Source organism: Streptomyces sp. NPDC101191, from assembly GCF_044767915.1.
Classification (GTDB): Bacteria; Actinomycetota; Actinomycetes; order Streptomycetales; family Streptomycetaceae; genus Streptomyces.
In genome coordinates, this window is sequence record NZ_JBIWOU010000002.1 from 1,116,758 (window position 1) to 1,139,443 (window position 22,686).

The window sequence follows — 22,686 nt, forward strand, 5'->3', positions numbered from 1 at the left end:
CGGCCACCCGCGGGGCGGGCGCGGACGTGGGGAGCCTGGGCCCCTGCACACGGCGCGCCGTGTGCAGGGGGACGGCGTCAGGTCGTGTAGACCCTGGCTCCGCCCACGAAGGTCTGTTCCACCCGGGCCTCGGCGATCCGCTCCGGCGGGCCGGTGAGGATGTCGCGGTCGAGGACGACGAGGTCGGCGAGGTGGCCGGGGCGGAGGCTGCCCGCGTCGTCGTGGCCGTTGACGTGGGCGGAGCCGGCCGTGTACGCGGCGAGGGCGGTCGTGAGGTCGAGCCGCTGCTCGGGCAGGAAGACCCGGCCGTCGGTGGCGCCGGGCTCGGCGCGGTTGACCGCGACGTGGATGCCGGCGAGCGGGTCGGGGCTGCTGACCGGCCAGTCGCTGCCGGCGACCAGGGTGGCCCCGGCCCGGACGAGGTCGCCGAAGGGGTACTGCCAGGCGGCGCGCTCGGGCCCGAGGAAGGGGATGGTCAGCTCGTCCATCTGCGGCTCGTGCGCCGCCCACAGCGGCTGGATGTTGGCGAGTGCCCCGAGCCGGGCGAAGCGGGCGATGTCGTCGGGGTGCACGACCTGGAGGTGGGCCAGGTGATGGCGGTTGCCGCGCCGCCCGTTGGCCGTGACGGCGGCCTCGACGGCGTCCAGGGCCTCGCGTACGCCCCGGTCGCCGAGGGCGTGGAAGTGGATCTGGAAGTCGAGGGCGTCGAGTTCGGTGACGTAGGTGCGCAGCGCCTCGGGGTCGACGAAGCTCATCCCGGTGTTGGCGGTGGCGCAGCCGCACCCGTCGAGGTACGGGCTGGTCATGGCGGCGGTGAAGTTCTCGGCGATGCCGTCCTGCATGATCTTCACCGAGCCGGCGCGGAACCGCCCGACGCTCGACTTCTCGCGCCGCGCGACGAGGTCGGGGATCTGTTCGGCGCCGCGCAGCCGGTCCCACCAGAGCGCTCCGGTGACCCGCGCGGTGAGGGTGCCGTCCTGGGCGGCGGTGACGTAGGCGTCGGAGGGGTCGGGCTTGCCGCCGAACTCCCCGAGCAGGGCGTCCTGCCAGCCGGTGATGCCGAGCGAGTGCAGCAGGGACTGGGCGCGCAGGAGCCCGGCGAGCCGGTCGGCCGCGGTGCAGGGCGGGACGATCCTGGAGACCAGGGCGGCCGCGCCCTCCTGCAGGACGCCGGTCGGCACCCCGTCGGCGTCGCGCTCGATGCGCCCATCGGAGGGGTCGGGGGTGTCGGCGGTGATGCCGGCGAGTTCCAGGGCGCGGGAGTTCGCCCAGGAGCCGTGGTGGTCGCGGTTGACCAGGCAGACGGGCCGGTCGGCGACGACCGAGTCCAGCAACTGCCGCGTGGGCAGGCCGCCTTCGAAGCTCTCCAGGGACCAGCCGCCGCCGGTGATCCACTCGCTGTCGGGGTGGGTCGCGGCGAACTCCCGGATGATCCGGAGGTATTCGTCGACGCCGGTGGTGCCGCTCAGGTCGCACTCGGCGAGTTCCACGCCTCCGTACACCGCGTGGATGTGGGCGTCCTGGAAGCCGGGGACCAGCAGCTTCCCGGTGAGGTCGACGACCTCGGTGCCGGGTCCGATGAGCTCGCGCACCTCGTCGTGACCGACGGCGGTGATCCGCTCGCCGACGACGGCGAGGGAGGTGGCCCGGGTGCGGGCGGGGTCGCCGGTGAAGACGGGGCCACCGGTGAAGACCAGGTCGGCCGTGCTCATGTACGTACTCCTGGAGGGTGAGGGGCCGGCTCGGGGCCGGTAGAGGTGCGCCATGCAACAGGCGCCGTCCGCAAAAGGTCAAGGGTGTTGTCGTAAGCCTGCCGCCGGTAGGGTCCCGGCATGGCCGAACGAGTGGTTCCGGAGAACCGGCGGCAGCGCCGCCGCCCCACCAAGCAGGGCACCGTGCTCTCCGAGCGGGTGATCGTCGAGACCGCGCTGCGCCTGGTCGGGCAGCACGGGGCGGAGGCGTTGTCCGTACGGCGCCTGGGCGCGGCCCTGGGCGCCGACCCCAGCGCGGTCTACCGCTACTTCCGCAACACCGACGACCTGCTCCTCGCCCTCGCCGACGAGATGGTCGGCCGGGCCCAGCGGGACTGGCGGGCGACCGGGGACTGGCGGGCCGACCTGCGCGACATCGCCCTGCGCATCCACGCCGCCTATCTGGCGAACCCGCAGGTGGCGGCGCTCGCCGCGCATCGCACGACGGGGCGCGAGCACGAGACCCGGGCCGTCGAGGCGATCCTCGGCGTGCTGCGGCGCGCCGGGTTTCCGGACGCGGAGGCGGTACGGATCTACCACGCCTTCGTGGACCAGGCGCTCGCCTTCGCCGCGCTGGACGCCGCCGCGCTGGCCCTGCCGGAGCCGGCCCGGGTGGCCGACGAGCAGGTCTGGCACGCGGCGTACGGGAAGCTCTCGGCCGACACCCACCCGCACGTGGCGGCGACGTACCCGCTGCTCGCGGCGGACATGCGGGACAGCGGCCACCCCTTCGCCCTGGAGCTGATGCTGGACGCGGTCGGCGCGCGCCTGGCGCGGCACGTCGCGAACTGACCGGGGGTCGGCCCCCGCCCCATCCCCCGCAGGGCCCCGTCGCGAACTGACCGGGGGTCGACCCCCGCCCCACCCCTGCACGCCCCCGTCGCGAACTGACCGGCGGGTCGACCCCGCCCCAGCCCCCGCACGGCCCCCACCGGCGCTTACGACAACACCATTGACGCAAATTCCCTCCGCCGGATCTCATGGGCGCACTTCGGAGGCCTCTACCTCCGCGATCCGAAGGAGCCCCGCCCCATGGACCCCGTCTCCGCGCTCCGGGACACCTCGCCCACCCCCTTCTGGCTGGACGACGCCCGCAGGCCCGCCCCCGCCCCGGCCCTCGTCGGCCCCACCGACTGCGACCTGCTCGTCGTCGGCGGCGGGTACAGCGGTCTGTGGACCGCGCTGATCGCCAAGGAGCGTGACCCGTCCGCCGATGTGGTGCTCATCGAGGCGGGCGAGGTCGGGGCGGCAGCCTCCGGGCGCAACGGCGGCTTCTGCGAGGCGAGTCTCACCCACGGCCTCGGCAACGGGCTGGCCCGCTGGCCCGGCGAGATCGGGCGCCTGGAACGCCTCGGCCGGGAGAACCTCGAAGGCATCGACGCCACTATCGAACGGCACGGCATCGACTGCGACTGGGAGCGCACCGGCTCCCTGGTCGTCGCGACCGAGCCCTACCAGCTGGCCGGCCTGACGGAGGAGGCCGAGGCCGCCGCGCGGTACGGCGCGGACGTCACCCTGCTCGACGAGGCGGCCGTGCGCGCCGAGATCGACTCCCCGACCTTCCTCGGCGGCCTCTGGAACAGGGACGGGGTGGCCATGGTCAACCCGGCCCGGCTCGCCTGGGGCCTGAAGCGGGCCTGTCAGGAGCTCGACGTCCGGGTGTACGAGCACACGCCGGGCTCCGCGCTGACCGAGGACGGTGCCCGGATCGCGGTGACCACCCCGTACGGCCGGGTGCGCGCCCGGCGCGTCGCGCTCGCCACGAACGCGTATCCCTCACTGCTGCGCCGGCACCGCCCGTACACCGTTCCCGTCTACGACTACGCGCTGATGACCGAGCCGCTGACGGACGCCCAACTCGCCTCCGTGGGCTGGCGGAACAGGCAGGGCTTCGCCGACTGCGCCAACCGCTTCCACTACGTCCGGCTCACCGCCGACAACCGCATCCTGTGGGGCGGCTTCGACGCCGTGTACCGCTTCGGCGGTGGCGTACGGGCCGAGCGCGACCAGCGCCCCGCGACCTTCGCCACCCTCGCCCGGCACTTCTTCGAGGCCTTCCCGCAGCTCAGTGGCCTCCGCTTCAGCCACGCGTGGGGCGGCGCGATCGACACCAGCACGCGGTTCTGCGTCTTCTTCGACACCAGCCACCGCGGCCGGGTGGCGTACGCGGCCGGCTACACCGGCCTCGGCGTGGGCGCGACGCGCTTCGGCGCGGAGGTGATGCTCGACCTGCTCGCCGGGGAGCGCACCGAGCGCACCTCGCTCGACCTGGTGCGCCGCAAGCCGCTGCCGTTCCCGCCGGAGCCGGTGCGCTCCGTCGGCATCGGCCTCACCCAGTGGGCGCTCGCCCGTGCCGACGCGCACGAGGGCCGCCGCAACCTGTGGCTGCGCGCCCTCGACCGCGCGGGCCTCGGTTTTGACAGCTGAGCCCTGCCCCACCGGGTCCGTCCACGCGGCGGGCGACCCTCCGCGCGCGCGGACGATCGGCGTGCTCTACGGGACGGGGGCGCGCACCCCGTACGAGACCGTCGTCTTCCGTCGCATCCCGCTGGCGGCGCTCACTCCCGCGGCGCCGTGACGTCGGGCGCCGGGTGGCCCGGTGGTGTCAGGCCGGTGTCAGGCCGGGCGGTCGGGTCCTGGCCGGCCGGGAATGCCCGCCCGGCGCAGCGCGGACCGCCAGGCCAGGGCGAGCACGACCTCGGCCGCGCCGAGCAGGACCAGCCACAGACCGAGCAGCCGGGTGAGTACCTGGGCGGACTCCGTGGGGAGGGCGAGGACGACGATCCCCGCGGTGATGCCGAGGACGGCGACGACCATGGCGAAGCCGCGGTACGGCATGCCCTTGGTGGCGACGGCCGCGTAGAAACCCAGGATGCCGGACACCAGCCAGACCCCGCCGACGATCAGCGAGAGCGCGGCGATGGTCTGCAGCGGATTGCGGAGGCACAGCACCCCGCCCAGGACGAAGAGCAGGGCCACCAGCAGGCCCGCGACCCGCTCGCCGGCCTCCTCCCTGCCGAAGACGGCGACGAACCGGAAGCCGCCGATCACCAGCAGGTACAGGCCGAGGAGCACGGCCAGCACGTGCAAAGTCACGTCCGGCCAGACGAGGGCCAGGATGCCCGGCACGAGCGTGGCGATCGCCGCACCCAGCACCCAGGTCCACGAACGGCCCAGGCGGGCCAGCTGCTCCGCGGGGTCGGGCGAGCCGTACGGGTCCGCCCCGCCGGCCGCCGGTCCGAGTCCGGGTCCGGGTCCGGGTCCGGCACCGGATGCCGGATCACGTGGCGTGGTCATGGCTCCTCCTCTCGTACGGACGGGCCGTTCCCCGCGGCGAGCCGTGGAGCGCACGGAGTTCCGTCCCTTCGAGCGTTCGCCCGGATCCCGTCCACTGCCTCACCCGCCGCGGGTGAGGCGGTGGCGCCGGGGCGGTCGGGTCAGTGCTTCAGGACGATCTTGAACGAGATGATGAGCATGCCGAGCAGCAGGTTGACTGCCGCGGTGACCGCCATCAGCCGGGGGGTGGCACCGGCCCGCCGTGCGGCGGCCACGGACCAGCCGATCTGGCCGACCACGGCCACGCAGACCGCCAGCCAGAGGGTCCCCTCGATGTCCAGGCCCACGAGCGGGCTGATCGCGACGGCGACGGCCGGCGGGACGGCGGCCTTGACGATGGGCCACTCCTCCCGGCAGGCGTGCAGGACGGCCGTGCGGTCCACGGTCCGTTCCACCAGCCGCGTCCCGAACAGTTCGGCGTGCACGTGGGCCGCCCAGAAGACCACTCCGGTGAGCAGGAGCAGCACCACCAGTTCCGCGCGCGGGAAGTCGCCGAGGGTTCCCGCGCCGATGACGACGGAGGCCGCGAGCATCGAACCGTAGACACCGCCGGAGTAGTCGGCGTCGCGGCCGGGCGCGGAGGTGGGGGAACGCGTGCTCGACATGGGTCTCCCTCAGGTCCGACGGAGCGGCGGCCGGTCGCCCTCCGGGGCGGGAGCCGGCGCGCGAGGCGCGGCCCCGGGCGCGCGGGCCCGCCGCCGCTCCCATTCCAGCATCGTGTCCCGTCGCTCGCCTCCCGTCGCGGGGACGGGAGGTGACGCACGGCGAGGTGGGCCGCCTCCGCACCCCACGGGCGTCTCACCCCACGGGCGCTTCTCACCCCACGGGCGTCTCTCACCCCACGGGCGTCTCTCACCCCACAGGCGTCTCACCCCACAGGCGTCTCAACGCCCGGCATCCGCGCCTTCAGGCATCCGCACCCTCAGGTTTCCGCGCCTTCAGGCATCCGCACCGCCCGGTATCCGCGCCCTCAGGTTTCCGCGCCTTCAGGCATCCGCACCCCCCGGCCTCCGCACCCCGGCCTCCGCACCCCGGGGGCAACGGCCCCCGCACGCGACCGGCCCCGGGCGAGGTGCCCGGGGCCGGTCGTGACGTTCCGCCGCGGAGGGCGGTCCGTGTCGGGTGCCTAGACGCCGGGGATCCCGCGGGCCTGGAAGGCCGCGCGGACGGCGTCCGCCGCGCTCTGGCCGTACATGGCGCGCGCCGTCGCGACCGTCTTCGCCGCCGCGTCCGAGAAGGAGGTGTCGGGGGCGAAGCCGAACTGCGCGTTCACGATGATCCGGTCGGCGGTCCGGGCGCCGAGCGCGCCGCGGATGTCCCACAGCGCCCGGGACCAGATCTCGCCGTCCGCGTGCACCTCGCCTACCCGGTCGGCGTACACCTTGTCGCCGTCGACCCGGCGCAGGCAGTGCGGGGCGGTGCTGTACGGGACGGAGTCCCAGTCGGCGACGCAGGCCGGGGCGGTCCTCACGGGCCAGCCGTGGCGGGCGGCCGCGTCGGTGCCGACCTCGACGGCCAGGTAGTCGCCGAAGGCCTCACCGATGGCGCCGGCCTCGGGCGAACTGCCGAAGCCGGGCACCTGGGCCTCGTGCACGGCGTGCCCGTACTCGTGGACGATGACCTCGGCGTCCTCGGCGTCGTCGACGCCGCCCTTGCCGAAGCGGATCTCGTCCTTCTTGTCGGTGAAGAAGGAGTTGTCCGCGCCCCACTGGTTGATGCGGACGGGCTGCTGCCGGTCGTTGGCGCCGGGCAGCTCGCTGCCGAAACCGAGGCCCTGCAGGTACTCCTGGGCCTGGTTGACCCAGAAGTAGGCCATGACCTGCTCGAACTGGTCGTCGCGCCGGTCGTACGCGGTCGCCGAGGCGGTCTTCGCCGACCCGCCGGTGTCGGACCTGACGTAGGCCCAGCGGCCGGAGAGGCCTCCGCTGCCGTCGAGGTTGCGGAGCACGGCGGTCGTGTACGCGGTGGCGGGCACCGCGCTGGCGGAGTCCTTGCCGTCGGTGAGCGACTGGTCGCCCGAGGACTGCACGGGGTTGACCATGAAGATGCGGGCCTGCGGGCCGGCCGCGGCGGGGGCCTGCCCCGTCGCCGAGGCGGCTCCGGCCGGGGCGATCAGCGCCACGGTGGCGGTGGCCGCGGCTATCAGGCCGCGGGATGTGCGGCGTGCCATCAACGTCCTCCCGTTGGGGGGTGTGAAGTGTGGGGGATGGCGTGGTGCGGGCGCGATCATCGCCCACGACCGGGCTCCGCGTCGAGGGTCAGGGCAGCAGAGCCGGCCGGGCCTCGCGGGCGAGCCCGTGCGCGAGACCGGGCCACCAGCCTCCGGCGGGCGGGTCGACGACGCCGTACTCGGGGTCGACGGCGCCTCCGGTGCCGCGGGCACAACTGCCGTCGGACTCGCCGATCGTCTTCACGTACAGATAGGCGTCGACGAGGGGCACGCCGGTGTCGGCGGTCGGGCGGGCGCCGATGCCGCGGCCGGGCGGGTTGCACCAGGTCTCGGGGTCGCCGTAGGTACCGGGGGCGGGCTTCCACGGGCCGCGGCCGTTGCGGCTGGTGTCGACGACGAAGTGGAGCAGCTCGGTGGTGGCCGGTTGGCCGACGGCCTGGTCGTACCAGGCGTCGGTCCAGTGCCAGGTGCTCGGGTCGTCGGCGGAGACGGCGTTGCCGGGCCCGCCGTCGTTGGGCGCGGCGGCGGAGTAGTACTGGTTGGCGCACCAGTCGGTGTGGCCGCGGGCCCAGTCGGGTCCCTCGGTGGCGAACCGGACGCACTTGGCCACCCAGGTGCCGTACTGCTCGAGCTGCTCGGTGGGCTGGAAGTTGGAGACGTTGAGGGCGAAGCCGTCGGCGCGGGCGGCTCCGGCGTCGATCAGGCGCTGGGCGATGTCGCCGACGGCCCGCCACTGGCTGTTGCCGGCGTCGAGGTAGACGGCGGTACCGGTATGGGCCTTGAGGGTGGTCACGGCGAAGCCGAGGTCGGCGATCCGGGCGGCGGAGAGGGTGCCGGTCGGATCGACGGAACCGGCGCAGTCCTTGGGCAGGGCGGCGAGGCCGTCCGGCTCCAGGATCACGACGGCGGGCCGGTCGCCGATTCCGTCGGCGAGGGCGCCGATCCACGCGCGGTACGCGGCGGAGTCGGCCGCGCCGCCGCTGGAGTAGAGCCCGCAGTCGCGGCCGGGCACGTTGTACGCGACGAGCACGGGCAGCTGCCCGGCGGTGCGGGCCCGGACCACGAGGTCCGCCGCGTCGTCGTGGACCTGGTCGGGAGTGCCGCCGGTGAACCACTCGGCCTGCGGAAGGCCGGCGAGCGCGGTCATCAGCGCCGCGTTCTCGGTGTCGCCGGCCGCCCGGTCGACGAGCGCCTGCCGGGCGGCCCCGCTGTCGGGGTCCACGTAGAACCGGCTCGCGGGGGTGAGCGGTCCGGCGGCGGGCTGCCAGGCGGGCACCGGCTCGTCGGCCCCGGCCGCCGGGGTGACGGCGATCCAGGCGGCGCAGACGGCGAGCGCCGCCGCCAGGCGGGCGGAACGCCGCCCTGGAATCCGGTTCGTCATGGAATGACCCTCCTCTGGGGTGATCATGAGCAGCCTAGGCGTCGATGATCACCTTCGGGCGGGAACGGCCGGATCCCCCGGTGCACGCGGCGCACGCTCCGGGGTACGGGGACACGGGAGGGGCGCTCAGTCCTGGCGGCTGCTCTCGTCCCTGAGCCAGGTGTCGAAGTCGCGCTTCCGGATGGCCCGGCGTGCGCCCCGGCGGGCGGCGAGCGCGGCCGTGAGGAAGACGAGCATCGCGGGCAGCAGGGCCGGTTCGGCCCGGAGGATCGCCCGCAGGTCACCGAGGCCGGTACGGGCCGAGGGCGGCGCGGCGGCCGCCGCGGGTGCCGCGGCCGGAACGGGCCCCGCGGCCCGGTGGGATTCCGCGGCCGGGGCGGATCCCGTCCCGTCGACGCATTCCGTGGTCCGGGCGGATCCCGCGGCCCGGGCGGATTCCGCGGCCCGGGCGGATCCCGCGGCCCGGGCGGATCCCGCGGCCCGGACGGATTCCGCGGTCCGAACGGATTCCGCGACCCCGGGCGATCCGGTGACCCCTGTCAGCCCGTCAGCCCCAGGCGATCCGGTGACCCCTGTCGGCCCGTCGGCCCCGGCCGAACCGGCGACGGCGGCCGAACCGCCGGCGCCGGCCGAGCCCGCGCCCCCGGCGGGGCCCGACCGTCGCTGGTGGTCCTCCAGTTGGGCCGTCGAGGTGGCCGCGCGGACGCGGCGGCGGATGAGGTCGGCCCAGGTGCGGGGCGGGCGGACCACGACCCGGGCGCTCGGGACCACGGCGCGTTCGGCCGGGCCGAAGGCGAGCGAGGCGGCCAGGTCGTCGGCCATCAGGGGCGGCAGGGCGGCGATGCGGGCGTGGCCCTCGCCGGACATGGCGATCACGCCGCGCCCGAAGAGGCCGTCCCGTACGGCGGGGAGCCGCTGCCACACCCGGTAGTACGCCCGGACCCGCCAGGAGCACCCGGTCATGGGGAGCTCCCGCTCGGGCGCGGCGGCCAGGACGCCGTCCGGGCCGGCGAGCGCGTCGGTGAGGGCCCGTACGTCGGCGGCGCCGAGCTCCACGTCGGCGTCCACGTAGATCCGCGGGAAGCCGTGGGCGTGCTCGTCGCCGAGGCGTAGGGCCTGGTGTTTGGAGGGGACGGGGGTCTCGACCACCCGGACCCTCGGGCCGCGCGCGGCGGCGACGTCGGCGGTGGCGTCCGTACAGCCGTTGCACACGACCAGGATGTCGAACTCCTCGTCGGAGGAGCCGTCCAGGAGACCGTCCAGAAGACGCCCGAGGGTGCGTTCCTCGTTGTGGGCGGGGATCACGATGCTGGGCACAGGGACAGTATGACCAACCCGTCCCACTCTTACAGTTCCTTCAACTATCGGTAGGAGTTTCACACAACTCCTGGATGACCTGCCCCAGTTGGTCTAGATTGAGCGCTGCCGGATCCGCTCGGTCGCGAACACATCGTGTCCCGGGCGGATTCTGCGTCCTGTGCGGACCCCGGCCGTGGCTGGGGAGACTTGCGACCTCGGTCCGCACCGATTTGTCAGGCGGAAGAGCCGCGTACCCTCGTCGACCGTCGCCGCCCTTCCCCTGCCCATGAGTCGTGCGCTCACGGGCGAATCGGGGGGAGAGGCCGCGAGGGTTCAACGGGGTGCGCGCGAAGCGCCCTTGGGGGGAATGGATGACCGTCCTGCCGGTCACGCATGAGCGGCATCGTGTCGAATCCACACACTTCGACGTCCACCGCCTGTGGTGGCGGAGGAGACACCAGATCGTGCTGCTGGCCGCGGACGCCGCCGCGGCCGTCGCCGCCGCACTGCTGGTGCTGCGGGCGGGCGGCCACTGGCCGGTCGTCCTCGGCCTGCCGCCGGCCTGGGTGGCCGCGCTGTACGCCCACCGGGCGCACGCACGCGGCTCGCTCGGCTCGGGGTCGGAGGTATACCGCCGCGTGCTGCGCGGAGCGCTGGTGCTGCCCGCCCTGGCCGCCGGGCTCGGCTGGGGGATCGCCCGGGATCTCGACCTGCTGCACGAGATGATCCTGGCGGCCCCGGTGGCCGCCGTCCTGTCCCTGACGGCCCGGTTCGCACTGCGGCAGTGGCTGCGCCGCGACTGGGCGCGGGGCCAGAACCGTACGACCGCGGTGCTCGTCGGGCCCGCGGCCGGTGTCGCCGAACTGCTCACCGCGCTGCTGCGCGACGGACGACCCGGGGCGCCCGCCGCGGCCGTGCTCCAGGGCATGGACATCGCCGGCGTGTGCCTGACGGATCCGGTGAACGCCAAGGAGGTCGACGCCCTCGGGGTGCCGGTGCTCGGCGGTGTCGACGAAGTCCCGGGCGCCATCAGGACCTTCCGCGGCTCCACGGCCGTGGTGGTGCTGCCGACCCCGGAGATCGACGCGGTCCTGATGCGCCGGCTCTCCTGGAGCACGGCCGCCGCCGGGGGCGACTTCCTGCTCGCCCCGGGTTTCGGCGACGTGGCCGCCGCGCGCCTGGAGGTCCGGCCGGTCGGCGGCGTGCCGCTGATCCACGTCCGGGCGCCCCGGCTGTCCCGGGTCGCCCGGCTCCCCAAGGAGCTGGCCGAGCGGCTGATCGCCGCGGTGCTGCTGGTGCTGCTGGCACCGCTGATGTGCGTGGTCGCGGTGATGGTGCGGCTCGGCAGCCAGGGCCCGGCGTTCTTCCGGCAGGTGCGGGTGGGCCTGCACGGCAAGCAGTTCACCATGCTGAAGTTCCGTACGATGCGGCCCGACGCGGAGGCCCTGCGAGCGGAGCTCGCGGACGCCAACCACAACAGCGACGGGTTGCTCTTCAAGGTCCGCGAGGACCCGCGGGTGACCAAGGTGGGCGCCACGCTGCGCCGCTACTCGCTGGACGAACTGCCGCAGCTGATCAACGTGCTGAGCGGCCGGATGTCGCTGATCGGGCCGCGTCCCCCGCTGCCGGAGGAGGTCGCCGGCTACAGCCACGAGGTCCGCCGCCGCCTGCTCGTGAAGCCCGGGCTGACCGGCCTGTGGCAGGTCAGCGGCCGCTCCGACCTGCCGTGGGACGAGGCCGTACGGCTCGACCTGGCGTACGTCGACAACTGGTCGCTCGGCCTCGACGCGGTGATCCTGCTCCGCACCGGTCCCGCCGTCCTGCGCGGCACGGGTGCCTACTGACATGCGCACACACCAGCCCACCGACCTGGGCACCGACCTGGAGGGGAACACGTTGAACGACGCCGACCGACCCGACGAGCGACTGGGAGTCGCCGTCATAGGCGCCGGCTACTGGGGCCCCAACCTCGTGCGCAACTTCCAGTCCAGCGACCGTTTCCGGCTGCGCTGGCTGTGCGACCTCGACGTCACGCGGGCCCAGCGGGTCCTCGGCGGATACTCCACCGTCCAGGCCACCGCCGACTACGCGGCGGTCCTGGCCGACCCCGAGGTGGACGCCGTCGCCGTCGCCACTCCGGCCGGCACCCACCTCGACGTGGCGCTCGCCGCGCTGCGCGCCGGCAAGCACGTCCTCGTCGAGAAGCCGCTCGCCACCACCTACGCCGACGGGGCGCGCCTGGTCGCCGAGGCCGAGGAGCGCGGCCTGACCCTGATGTGCGACCACACCTACTGCTACACGCCGGCCGTGGCCAAGATCCGCGAGCTGGTGCACGAGGGCGCGCTCGGCGACATCCACTACGTGGACTCGGTGCGGATCAACCTCGGTCTGGTGCAGAAGGACATCGACGTGCTGTGGGACCTCGCCCCGCACGACCTGTCCATCCTCGACTTCATCCTGCCCGAGCACGTGGAGCCGGTGGCGGTCGCCGCGCACGGCGCGGACCCGATCGGCGCGGGACAGGACTGCATCACGTACCTCACCCTGCAGCTCAACACCGGTGCCATCGCCCACGTGCACGTCAACTGGCTCTCGCCCACCAAGGTGCGCACCACCATGGTCGGCGGCGCGAAGCGCACCCTGGTCTGGGACGACCTGAACCCGGCGCAGCGCGTCGCGGTCTTCGACCGTGGCGTGGACCTGGCGACGCCGCAGGACCTGGGCGCGGACGAGCGCCGCGAGGCCCTCATCTCGTACCGGAGCGGCGACATGGTCGCCCCCGCGATCGGCGAGAAGGAGGCGCTGCGCAGCATGGTCGACGAGTTCGCGGCGGCGATCACCGAGGGCCGGGCCCCGCTGACCGACGGGCGGGCGGGCCTGCGGGTCCTGGACATTCTGGAGGCGGCCTCGCGGAGCCTGGAGTTCCGCGGGGCGGTCGTCGGGCTGCGGACCGGTGCCGACCGGTCCCTGAAGAACGCGAACGAAGCGGTGGGAGAACGGCGTTGAGCGACATTCGGGACAAGCGGATCCTGGTCACCGGCGGTGCCGGCACCATCGGCTCCCATGTGACGGACCTGCTGGTCGAGGGGGGTGCGCGCGAGGTCGTCGTGCTCGACAACTTCGTCCGCGGCCGCCGCGCCAACCTGGCGGGGGCGATGGCGAGCGGCCGGGTCCGGCTCGTCGAGGGCGACATCCGGGACGCGGCGACCGTGCGCCGGGTGACGGAGGGCGCCGATCTCGTCTACCACCTGGCGGCGATCCGCATCACCCAGTGCGCGGAGGAGCCGCGGCTGGCCAACGAGGTGATGGTCGACGGCACCTTCAACGTCCTGGAGGCCGCGGCGGCCGCCGGCGTGGGCAAGGTGATCGCCTCGTCCTCGGCCTCCGTGTACGGCCTGGCCGAGTCGTTCCCGACCGACGAGCGCCACCACCCGTACAACAACGACACGTTCTACGGCGCGGCGAAGGCCTTCAACGAGGGCATGCTGCGCAGCTTCCACGCCATGTACGGCCTGGACTACGTGGCCCTGCGCTACTTCAACGTCTACGGGCCGCGGATGGACATCCACGGGCTGTACACCGAGGTGCTGATCCGCTGGATGGAGCGGATCGCCTCGGGCGAGCCGCCGCTGATCCTCGGCGACGGCACGCAGACGATGGACTTCGTGGACGTCCGCGACATCGCGCGCGCCAACATCCTGGCGGCCCGCTCGGATCTGACCGACGAGGTGTTCAACGTGGCGAGTGCCACGGAGACCTCGCTGCGCGAGCTCGCCGACGCGCTGCTCGACGTCATGGACTCCGATCTGGAGCCGGTGCACGGCCCGGCGCGCGCGGTCAACGGGGTCACCCGGCGGCTGGCCGACACCACGCTGGCCGAGGAGCGGCTCGGCTTCAAGGCCGAGATCGACCTGCGGACCGGTCTGAAGGACCTGGTCGACTGGTGGCGGGCGGAGAAGGGCGCGACCGCGACGGACGCCGAGCAGGCTCCGGTGCGGATCCCCGTGATGGTGCCGTGGCTGGGCGAGGAGGAGGCGAGCGCCGCCGCCGAGGCCGTCCGGTCCGGCTGGGTCGCGCAGGGGCCGCGCGTCGCCGCGTTCGAGCAGGCCTTCGCGGACCGGGTCGGTGCCCGGCACGGCGTGGCCGTGAGCTCCTGCACCACCGCCCTGCACCTGGCGCTCGTCGCGCTCGGGATCGGCCCGGGCGACGAGGTCGTGGTGCCGTCGCTGTCCTTCATCGCCACCGCCAACGCCGTGCGGTACGTGGGCGCCGAGCCGGTCTTCGCCGATGTCGACCTCGCCACCGGAAATCTGACCGCGGCCACGGTGGACGCCGTCCGCACCCGGCGCACCAAGGGCGTCCTGGTCGTCCACCAGGGCGGGGTGCCCGCGGACGTGGAGGAGTTGCGGGAGGCCTGCGTGGCCTGGGGGCTGCCGCTGGTGGAGGACGCGGCCTGCGCGATCGGCTCGACCGTCGCCGGCCGGTCCGTCGGGCGTGGCGCCCTGCTCGCCGCGTGGTCGTTCCACCCGCGCAAGCTGCTCACGACCGGCGAGGGCGGCATGATCACCACCGACGACGCCGAGTGGGCGGCGCGGCTGCGCCGACTGCGCGAGCACGGGATGAACGTGTCGGCCGCCGAGCGCCACGCGAGCGGCAAGCCGGTCCTGGAGAGCTACCTGGAGACCGGGTTCAACTACCGGATGACCGACATCCAGGCCGCTGTCGGCCTGGCCCAGCTGGCGAAGCTCGACGCGATGGTGGCCCGGCGCCGTGAACTGGCCGCCCGCTACGCCGCGTTGCTCGCCGACGTGCCGGGCCTGGAGCCGGTGCGGGACCCGGCGCACGGCGAGAGCAACTTCCAGTCGTACTGGGTGCTGCTCGGCGAGGACTTCCCGGTGGGCCGGGACGAGCTGCTGGCGACGCTCGCCGAGGCCGGGGTCTCGGCCCGCCGCGGCATCATGGCGAGCCACCTCGAACCCGCCTACGAGGGGCACCCCGCCGCGGCCCTGCCGGTCACCGAGCGGATCAGCCGCGACTCGCTGATCCTGCCGCTGTTCCACACCATGACCGAGCAGCAGCAGGACCACGTGGTCGCCGTGCTGCGGGAAGCGGCGGCGCGTCCGTGACCCAGCTCGTCATCATCGGCGCCGGCGGCTTCGCGCGGGAGACCGCGCAGGCCGCCCGCGCCGCCGGCCTGCCCCTGGCGGGCCATCTCGACGACGACCCGGCGCTCCACGGCGTCGAGGTCGACGGCGTGCCCGTGCTCGGCGGCACCGAGCGGGCGGCGGAGCTGCCGAACGCGTCCTTCGTGGTGTGCGTCGGCAGCCCGCGGGACTACGCCTCCCGGGCCCGGGTGGTGCGGCGGTTGGCCCTGCCCGAGCACCGTTACACGACGGTGGTCCACCCGGCCGCCGTGGTCTCCGCGAGCTCCACGCTCGGTCCCGGCACGGTGCTCCTCGCCCACACCGTGCTCACCGCGGCCGTGCGGGTGGGCCGGCACGTCGCGGTGATGCCGCACACGGTCCTCACCCACGACGACGAGGTCGCCGACTTCGCCACCCTCGCCTCGGGCGTACGCCTCGGCGGCGGCGCCCGGATCGGCCGGGGCGCGTATCTCGGGGCGGGCGCACTGGTCCGCGAGGGTACGGCGATCGGCGACTGGTCGCTGGTCGGCATGGGCTCCGTGGTCCTCGGCGACGTACCACCGGGCGAGGTGTGGGCGGGCTCCCCGGCCCGCCGGCTGCGCGAGGCGCCGGCCCCGGCACTCGACGAACGGCACCGCGAAGGCGACGACAGCACTGTCCAGGGGGACCTGCCGGTCCCGGCACGAGGAGTGAACGGCTCATGAACCAGATTCCCCTGGTGGACCTGAAGGCGGCCCACGCGGAGGTCGCCGAGGAGATACGCGTCGGCTTCGACCGGGTCCTCGCGAACACCGCCTTCATCGGGGGCGAGGAGGTCGACGCCTTCGAGCGCGAGTACGCCGAGTTCGGCGGCGTCGCGCACGTCGTGGGCGTCGCCAACGGCACCGACGCCCTGGAGCTGGCGCTGCGCGCGAGCGGTGTCGGCGCGGGCGACGAGGTCGTCCTGCCCGCGAACACCTTCATCGCCACGGCGGGTGCCGTCACCAGGACCGGCGCCCGCCCGGTCCTCGTCGACTGCGACCCCGAGACGCTCCTGATCGATCCCCGGGCCGCGCGGGCCGCGGTCGGCGGGGCCACCAAGGCCGTGGTGCCGGTCCACCTCTACGGGCAGTGCGCCGATGTCGCCGCCCTCGCCGGGGAGCTGCCCGCGCGGGTCCGGATCGTGGAGGACGCCGCCCAGAGCCAGGGCGCGAGCCGGCACGGCCGTACCCCGGGCAGCGGTGGCATCGCCGCCACCAGTTTCTACCCGGGCAAGAACCTCGGCGCCTACGGGGACGCGGGTGCGGTCCTCACCGACGACGCCGAGGCCGCCGCCCTGGTGCGGTCCGTCGCCAACCACGGCGGCGTCCGCAAGTACCGGCACGACGTGCCCGGCTTCAACAGCCGGCTCGACGGTCTGCAGGCCGTCGTGCTGCGCGCGAAGCTGCGCAGGCTCGGCGCCGGCAACGAGGCCCGGCGGACGGCGGCGGCCCGCTACGACGAGCTGCTCGCCCCGCTCGCCGGGACCGGCCGCGTGGTCCGCCCCACGACGGCCGACGGCAACGCGCACGTGTGGCACCTGTACGTGGTGCGCGTGCCCGGCGCGGACCGGGACGCGGTGGTGGGCAAGCTCAACGCGAGCGGCATCGGTGCGGGTGTGCACTACCCGGCCCCGGTGCACCTGACGCCCGCGTACCGGCATCTCGGCCACGAGCGGGGGGACTTCCCGCACGCCGAGCGGGCCGCCGACGAGATCCTGTCGCTGCCGCTGTTCCCGCAGATCACCCACGACCAGCAGCGACAGGTCGTGGACGCACTGGTGAACGCCCTGAACTAGGGCCTGCTCCCCCACCCCGGCCGCTGGGCGGCCTGGATCTGTACTGCCCGTGAAAGGTACAGCGATGCAAAACCACTTCCGTCGGGCCAGAGGCGCCGTGTTCGCCCTGGCCGCGGCGCTGACAGCGATCTTCTTGCCACCGGGCGGAGAGGCGAGCGCGCTCGCCGATCCCTGCGGAACGGGCAGCAATCCCATCGTCTGCGAGAACTCCAAGCCGGGCACGCCCATGTCCGACTGGTTCGCGGGCAGCTCCTGGGGCGACATCGCGGGATTCCCCACCAAGATGAGCCTCCAGGCCGGGGAGACCCTCCAGTTCAAGGTCCAGTCGCCCTCCTCGTACCACGTGAAGATCTACCGGCTCGGCTGGTACGGCGGTGACGGCGCGCGGCTGGTCTCCACCGAGGCCCAGGCCGCCCAGAGCTACCCCGCCACCTACCTCACCCAGCGTCCCACCTGTGTGAAGGACCAGCCGACCGGGCTGATGGACTGCGGCAACTGGCCCACCACCGTGAGCTGGACGGTTCCGAGCGACGCGGTCTCCGGTCTCTACGTGGTCAACTTCGACCAGGCCGACGGCAACGGCCTCATGCCGTACCCCTTCGTCGTGCGCAACGACGCCAGCCGTTCCGACATCGTCGTGCAGACCTCGGACCAGACCTGGCAGGCCTACAACGACTGGGGCGGCACCAACCTCTACGACGGCCAGGGCCCCGCCCCCGACGGGCGTGCGTACAAGGTGAGTTACAACCGCCCGATGGACATCGGCGGCGAGAACGGCATCTACGGCTCCGAGTACGAGATGATCTCGTGGCTGGAGCGCAACGGCTACGACCTGAGCTACGTCTCCGGTCTGGACACGGCCACCCGCGGCTCCGCCCTGCTCGCGAACCACAAGATGTTCATGTCGCAGGGGCACGACGAGTACTGGACGCAGGAGCAGTTCACCAACGTCCTCAACGCCCGCAAGGCGGGCCAGCACCAGACGTACTTCTCGGGCAACGAGATCTTCTGGAAGACCCGCCTCGAGCCGAGCATCGACGGCAGCGGCACGGCGAACCGGACCCTGGTCTGCTACAAGGAGACCAAGCTCAAGTTCCCGACGCCCAACGGCGTGGCCGACCCGAGCAACGTGTGGACGGGCACCTGGGTGGACCCGGACAGTACCAAGGAGGGCGAGCCCTACCGGCCGCAGAACATCCTCACCGGCTCGCTGTTCCAGGTGAACGGCCCCCGCAACGACGCCATCACCGTGCCCGCCGCCTTCGCGAAGATGCGCCTGTGGCGCAACACGACGGTCGCGGGTCTGACCGGCAACCAGGTCGCCACCTTCCCGCAGGGCACCCTCGGCTACGAGTGGGACAGCGACGTCGAGAACGCCTCCCGGCCGTCCGGCCAGATCCGGCTCTCCTCCACCACCGTCGACGTCAACGACGGCAACTACCTGCTCGACTGGGGCAACTACTACGGCAACGGCACCGCGACGCACAGCCTCGTCGCCTTCCGTGACCAGACCTCCCACGCCCTGGTGTTCGGCACCGGGACCGTGCAGTGGTCCTGGGGCCTGACCAACGTCCCGACGGTCGACCCCAACGGCGGCGTGGTCACCGAGGACAAGCGGATGCAGCAGGCCACCGTGAACGTCCTGGCCGACATGGGCATCCAGCCCAAGTCGCTCCAGTCCGGACTCGTCACGGCCTCCTCCTCCACCGACACCACCGGGCCGGCCGTCACGGTCACCAGCCCGGTCGCCAACGCCTCCGTCCCGGCCCTGCGTCAGATCACCGTCACGGGCACCGCCGCCGACGCGGGCGGCGGCGTGGTCGCCCGGGTGGAGGTCTCCACCGACGGCGGCACCACCTGGAAGGCGGCCGAGGGCACCGGCTCCTGGAGCTACAAGTGGACGCCCATCGCGGAGGGACCCGTCCAGCTGAAGGTCCGCGCCGTCGACGACAGCGTCAACATCGGCAACGTCACCAACGTTCCGCTCACCGTGGCCCAGCAGCAGTGCCCGTGCACCGTTTGGCCGGCGACGGCCGCCCCGGCCAAGCCCAACGGCGGCGACGGCAGCTCCGTCGAGCTCGGCGTGAAGGTCCGCAGCTCGGTGCCCGGCACGATCACCGGCGTCCGCTTCTACAAGTCGAGCGCCAACACCGGTACCCACAAGGGCAGCCTGTGGTCCTCCGCCGGCCAGCTCCTCGCGACCGGCACCTTCACCAACGAGACCGCGTCCGGCTGGCAGGAGCTGAAGTTCGCCAACCCGGTGCCGGTGAAGGCCAACACCACCTACGTCGCCTCGTACTTCGCCCCGAACGGCGGATACTCCTACGACGCGCACTACTTCACCGACAAGGCCGCCGGGCTCGCCCCGCTGACGGCGCTGCAGTCCGGCACCGACGGCGGCAACGGCGTCTACCGGTACGGCTCCGCCGGCGGCTTCCCGAACCAGGCGGCCGCGGGCAGCAACTACTGGGTGGACGCGGTCCTGGAGACCGGTTCGGCCAGCACCGTGCCGCCGACCGTCACCGGCCGCACGCCGGCCGCGGGCGCGACCGGCGTGTCGATCACGGCCCCGCTCTCCGCGACCTTCAACCAGAGCATCGACAGCGGCACCCTGGTGTTCACGGTGACGGGCCCCGGCGGCGCGACCGTCCCGGGCCGGGCCACGCTCGACGGCGACGGCAAGACCGCGGCCTTCACGCTCAACAGCCAGCTGGCGCTCGGCACCACCTACACGGCCTCGGTGCAGGCCGCGGACCTGTGGGGCAACGCGATGGCCGACCCGGTCACGTGGACCTTCACCACGAGCCCGACCCCGCCGCCGACGGCCTGTCCCTGCACCCTCTGGAACGCGCAGACCGTGCCCGTGAAGCCCGCGGAGACCGGTGACGGCAACTCCCTGGAGCTGGGAACGCGGTTCCGGTCCTCGCTCGACGGCAAGGTCACCGGCGTCACCTTCTACAAGGGCGCCACCAACACCGGCAGCCACACCGGCAGCCTGTGGGCCGCCGACGGCACCCTGCTGGCCACCGGCACCTTCACGGGCGAGATGGCCACCGGCTGGCAGACGCTCACCTTCGCGAGTCCGGTGGCCATCACCGCCGGTACCACGTACGTGGCCTCGTACCACGCGCCGAACGGCAACTACGCCTCGGACCCGGCGTACTTCACGGGCACGTATCTGAACTACCCGCTGTCGGCGCCCGCCGACACGAGCGGTTCCGCCAACGGCCTCTACAGATACGGTGCTACGGCCGCCTTCCCGAACGGCTCCTACAACTCCACCAACTACTGGGTCGGCCCGGTCTTCACGACCGACTGACCCTGCGGCCGACCGCATCCACGGAGGGCCGGCCCGGTCCTGACGACCGACCGGCCCTCCGACCGACCGATCCACGGAACGAAAACGGGGAACGCACCACATGAGCTCTGTCAGCGTCGTGATCCCCTGCTACAAGTACGGCCATTTCCTGGCCGACTGCGTGAGCAGCGTGCTCGACGAACAGCCCGGCCTCGACGTGCGGGTACTGATCATCGACGACGCGTCCCCCGACGACTCGGCGGACGTGGCCAGGAAGCTGGCCGCCTCCGACCCGAGGATCGAGGTGCGGGTCCACGAGCGCAACAAGGGCCATATCGCCACCTACAACGAGGGCCTCCTGGAGTGGGCGGACGGCGACTACGTCGTCCTGCTGTCCGCCGACGACAGGCTGGTCCCCGGGGCGCTCGTGCGGGCCGTGGCCCTGCTGGACGCCCACCCGGAGGCGGGCTTCGCCTACGGCCGGCCGCTCCGGTTCCGGCACGGCGGCCCGCTGCCGGCGGCCCGCACCCGGAGCACCGGCTCCGTGGTCTACCCCGGCCACTGGTGGCTGGAGCGGCGCTTCCGCGAGGGCACGGGGTGCATCACCTCGCCCGAGGTCGTCGTCCGCACCAGCCTGCAGCGGAAGGTGGGCGGCTACGACCCCGAGCTGCCGCACGCCGGGGACATCGAGATGTGGATGCGGCTGGCCGCCCACGCGGACGTCGGGTACGTCCGCGGGGCGGACCAGGCCTTCTACCGCGTGCACGGCGACAACATGTCCACCACGGACTTCGGAGGCCAGCTCGACGACATCCGCCAGCGGCGGGTGGCGTTCACCTCCGTCCTCGACAAGTGCGGCGATCTGCTCCCGCAGCGGCAGCGGCTCGCCGGCCTGGTCGACACGCGCCTGGCCCGCCAGGCGCTGCGCCGGGCCTACCGGGCGTACGACCGGGGGCGCACGGACGTCGTGCCGGTGGACGAGCTCGTGGAGTTCGCCCGCGCCTGCCGCCCGGACGCCGAGACGCTGCCGGAGTACCGGGCACTGCGACTTCGGCGCCGGATCGGCGCCCGCACCATGCCGTACCTGCAGCCGCTCGTCCTGTCGGCGGTCGCCGAACGGGCCCGCGAGTGGTTCTGGTGGCAGTCGTGGAAGCGGCGCGGGATCTAGCACGTGCCGCTCCGCGGCCGGCCCGCTCCCCCGAGACCCTCCGAACGAAAGGCACGTCAGTGAACTACCGGGTCCAGCCCACCGCGCAGGTCGACGAGAAGGCCGTCGTCGGCTCCGGCAGCAGCGTGTGGGAGCTCGCCCAGATCCGCGAGGACGCCCGCCTCGGCGAGAACTGCGTGGTGGGCCGGGGGGCGTACGTCGGCCCCGGCGTGACCATCGGCGACAACTGCAAGCTGCAGAACTACGCCCTGGTGTACGAGCCCGCGGTGCTCGGCGACGGGGTGTTCATCGGCCCGTCCGTGGTGCTCACCAACGACCACAACCCGCGTGCGGTGGACCCGGAGGGCCGGCTCAAGCGCGGCGGCGACTGGGAGCCGGTGGCGGTGCGGATCGGCGACGGCGCCGCCGTCGGCGCCCGCTCGGTGTGCGTGGCCCCGGTGACCGTCGGACGCTGGGCCCTGGTCGCGGCCGGTTCGGTGGTGACCTCCGACGTCCCCGACTTCGCCCTGGTGATGGGCGTGCCCGCCCGGCGGGCCGGCTGGGTCGGCAAGGCGGGCGTCCGGTTGGCGGAGCACCCGGAGCGCCCGGGGATCTGGGAGTGCCCGGAGACGGGGGAGCTCTACGAGGAGCGGGACGGACGCCTCACCGAGCACGGTGCGGCGCACTGACCTCCCGCCGCTCCGGGTCCGTACGCCCGCGGCGCCGTGCCGTCGCGTACCGCTCGACCCACAGCGCCGACATGACGCCCGTGAGGGTGCCGAGGGCGCCCACCCCGGCGAAGGCCCGGGACCGGTTGGGGGGCAGGGCGACGGTGCCGGGGCGGTTCACCAGATCGACGGTGAGCAGCGTCGCGGCGGGCACGCCCTGGGAGGCCTGGAGGGCGCTCAGGTGCCGGCTGTAGACCCCGATGATCGCCTGCACCGTGCGGTCGGCCGCCTCGGGCGCGGACTGCTCGGCCTCGATCTGCAGGGTGGGGATCGAGTAGTACGGGGTGGCGCTGGTGCCGCTGTTGCGGGGCGTGATGCGATAGGTGCCGCGCACCCCCGCGTCGCGCAGTTCGGCGCGTCCGTCGGGCGACTGGAGCTGCTGGACCACCGAGAAGGAGACCATGGCCAGCGAGGGCTGCAGGTTGGTCAGCTGGTTGGGCTGGTTGTCGGTGCGCGGCGGTTTCACGACGAGCACCGCGGAGCTCTGGTAACGCGGCTCGGGTCGCAGCGCCGGGTAGCAGGCGACGCCGGTGACGAGCGCGGCGAGGACGAGGACGTACCAGCGGCGCAGCAGCACGCGGGCGAGTCCCTCGGGAGTCAGCACGTCTCTGTTCAT

The 22,686-nt window shown here is 73.5% G+C and carries 17 protein-coding genes; 10 read left to right on the forward strand and 7 right to left on the reverse strand.

Annotated elements, in window-relative coordinates:
- Window positions 1–77: 77 nt before the first annotated feature.
- Complete coding sequence (locus ACIRQF_RS11890) at window positions 78–1,712, reverse strand: amidohydrolase (protein ID WP_404091262.1); 1,635 nt, start codon at window positions 1,710–1,712, stop codon at window positions 78–80.
- 120 nt (window positions 1,713–1,832) lie between these two features.
- Between ACIRQF_RS11890 and ACIRQF_RS11895 the strand changes: the two genes are divergently transcribed.
- Both ACIRQF_RS11895 and ACIRQF_RS11900 read left to right on the forward strand, forming a co-directional pair.
- Window positions 1,833–2,543, forward strand: a complete 711-nt coding sequence (locus ACIRQF_RS11895) for a TetR/AcrR family transcriptional regulator (RefSeq protein WP_404091265.1) — start codon at window positions 1,833–1,835, stop codon at window positions 2,541–2,543.
- Window positions 2,544–2,783: 240 nt separating this feature from the next.
- Complete coding sequence (locus tag ACIRQF_RS11900) at window positions 2,784–4,178, forward strand: NAD(P)/FAD-dependent oxidoreductase (protein WP_389753021.1); 1,395 nt, start codon at window positions 2,784–2,786, stop codon at window positions 4,176–4,178.
- Window positions 4,179–4,367: 189 nt separating this feature from the next.
- Here ACIRQF_RS11900 and ACIRQF_RS11905 read toward each other — a convergent pair whose 3' ends face one another.
- From ACIRQF_RS11905 to ACIRQF_RS11925, 5 genes are all read right to left on the reverse strand, one after another.
- Window positions 4,368–5,048 carry an HdeD family acid-resistance protein gene (locus tag ACIRQF_RS11905; RefSeq protein WP_404091269.1) on the reverse strand — a complete coding sequence of 227 codons (681 nt, stop codon included), beginning with the start codon at window positions 5,046–5,048 and terminating at the stop codon, window positions 4,368–4,370.
- Window positions 5,049–5,188: 140 nt separating this feature from the next.
- Complete coding sequence (locus tag ACIRQF_RS11910) at window positions 5,189–5,692, reverse strand: hypothetical protein (RefSeq protein WP_404091272.1); 504 nt, start codon at window positions 5,690–5,692, stop codon at window positions 5,189–5,191.
- Window positions 5,693–6,213: 521 nt separating this feature from the next.
- Window positions 6,214–7,257 (reverse strand): M4 family metallopeptidase, encoded by a 1,044-nt coding sequence (locus ACIRQF_RS11915; RefSeq protein WP_404091275.1) that lies wholly within the window; start codon window positions 7,255–7,257, stop codon window positions 6,214–6,216.
- 88 nt (window positions 7,258–7,345) lie between these two features.
- Complete coding sequence (locus tag ACIRQF_RS11920) at window positions 7,346–8,638, reverse strand: glycoside hydrolase family 6 protein (protein WP_404091278.1); 1,293 nt, start codon at window positions 8,636–8,638, stop codon at window positions 7,346–7,348.
- Between the two features lie 126 nt (window positions 8,639–8,764).
- Window positions 8,765–9,955: a glycosyltransferase gene (locus ACIRQF_RS11925; RefSeq protein WP_404091280.1), complete on the reverse strand. Its 1,191-nt coding sequence runs from the start codon at window positions 9,953–9,955 to the stop codon at window positions 8,765–8,767.
- Between the two features lie 446 nt (window positions 9,956–10,401).
- On the opposite strand from ACIRQF_RS11925, the gene ACIRQF_RS11930 reads away from it, so the two are divergent.
- The 8 genes from ACIRQF_RS11930 (at window position 10,402) to ACIRQF_RS11965 (ending at window position 22,031) form a co-directional block, all read left to right on the forward strand.
- The gene (locus ACIRQF_RS11930) at window positions 10,402–11,781 is read left to right on the forward strand and encodes a sugar transferase (protein WP_376631553.1); all 1,380 of its coding nucleotides are present in this window, start codon (window positions 10,402–10,404) and stop codon (window positions 11,779–11,781) included.
- A gap of 1 nt (window position 11,782) precedes the next feature.
- Entirely contained in the window at window positions 11,783–12,943 is a 1,161-nt protein-coding gene (locus ACIRQF_RS11935; protein WP_376631555.1) for a Gfo/Idh/MocA family protein, read from the forward strand.
- On the forward strand, window positions 12,940–15,063 hold the full coding sequence (locus tag ACIRQF_RS11940) for an aminotransferase class I/II-fold pyridoxal phosphate-dependent enzyme (RefSeq protein WP_404091284.1): 2,124 nt from the start codon (window positions 12,940–12,942) through the stop codon (window positions 15,061–15,063). The genes ACIRQF_RS11935 and ACIRQF_RS11940 overlap by 4 nt, the downstream gene beginning before the upstream one ends.
- The gene (locus tag ACIRQF_RS11945; protein WP_404091287.1) at window positions 15,060–15,785 is read left to right on the forward strand and encodes an acetyltransferase; all 726 of its coding nucleotides are present in this window, start codon (window positions 15,060–15,062) and stop codon (window positions 15,783–15,785) included. Before ACIRQF_RS11940 ends, ACIRQF_RS11945 begins: the two co-directional genes overlap by 4 nt.
- The gene (locus ACIRQF_RS11950; protein ID WP_389753043.1) at window positions 15,782–16,897 is read left to right on the forward strand and encodes a DegT/DnrJ/EryC1/StrS family aminotransferase; all 1,116 of its coding nucleotides are present in this window, start codon (window positions 15,782–15,784) and stop codon (window positions 16,895–16,897) included. Before ACIRQF_RS11945 ends, ACIRQF_RS11950 begins: the two co-directional genes overlap by 4 nt.
- 64 nt (window positions 16,898–16,961) lie before the next feature.
- Window positions 16,962–20,216, forward strand: coding sequence for a DUF4082 domain-containing protein (locus ACIRQF_RS11955; protein ID WP_404091290.1), 3,255 nt, complete (start codon window positions 16,962–16,964; stop codon window positions 20,214–20,216).
- A 100-nt stretch (window positions 20,217–20,316) separates the two neighbouring features.
- Window positions 20,317–21,363: a glycosyltransferase gene (locus tag ACIRQF_RS11960; RefSeq protein WP_376631565.1), complete on the forward strand. Its 1,047-nt coding sequence runs from the start codon at window positions 20,317–20,319 to the stop codon at window positions 21,361–21,363.
- A 59-nt stretch (window positions 21,364–21,422) separates the two neighbouring features.
- Window positions 21,423–22,031, forward strand: coding sequence for an acyltransferase (locus ACIRQF_RS11965; RefSeq protein ID WP_389753048.1), 609 nt, complete (start codon window positions 21,423–21,425; stop codon window positions 22,029–22,031).
- Here ACIRQF_RS11965 and ACIRQF_RS11970 read toward each other — a convergent pair.
- A complete protein-coding gene (locus tag ACIRQF_RS11970) occupies window positions 22,006–22,686 on the reverse strand; it encodes a hypothetical protein (RefSeq protein ID WP_404091294.1) in 681 nt (226 codons plus the stop codon). The two genes, ACIRQF_RS11965 and ACIRQF_RS11970, sit on opposite strands and share 26 nt — an antisense overlap.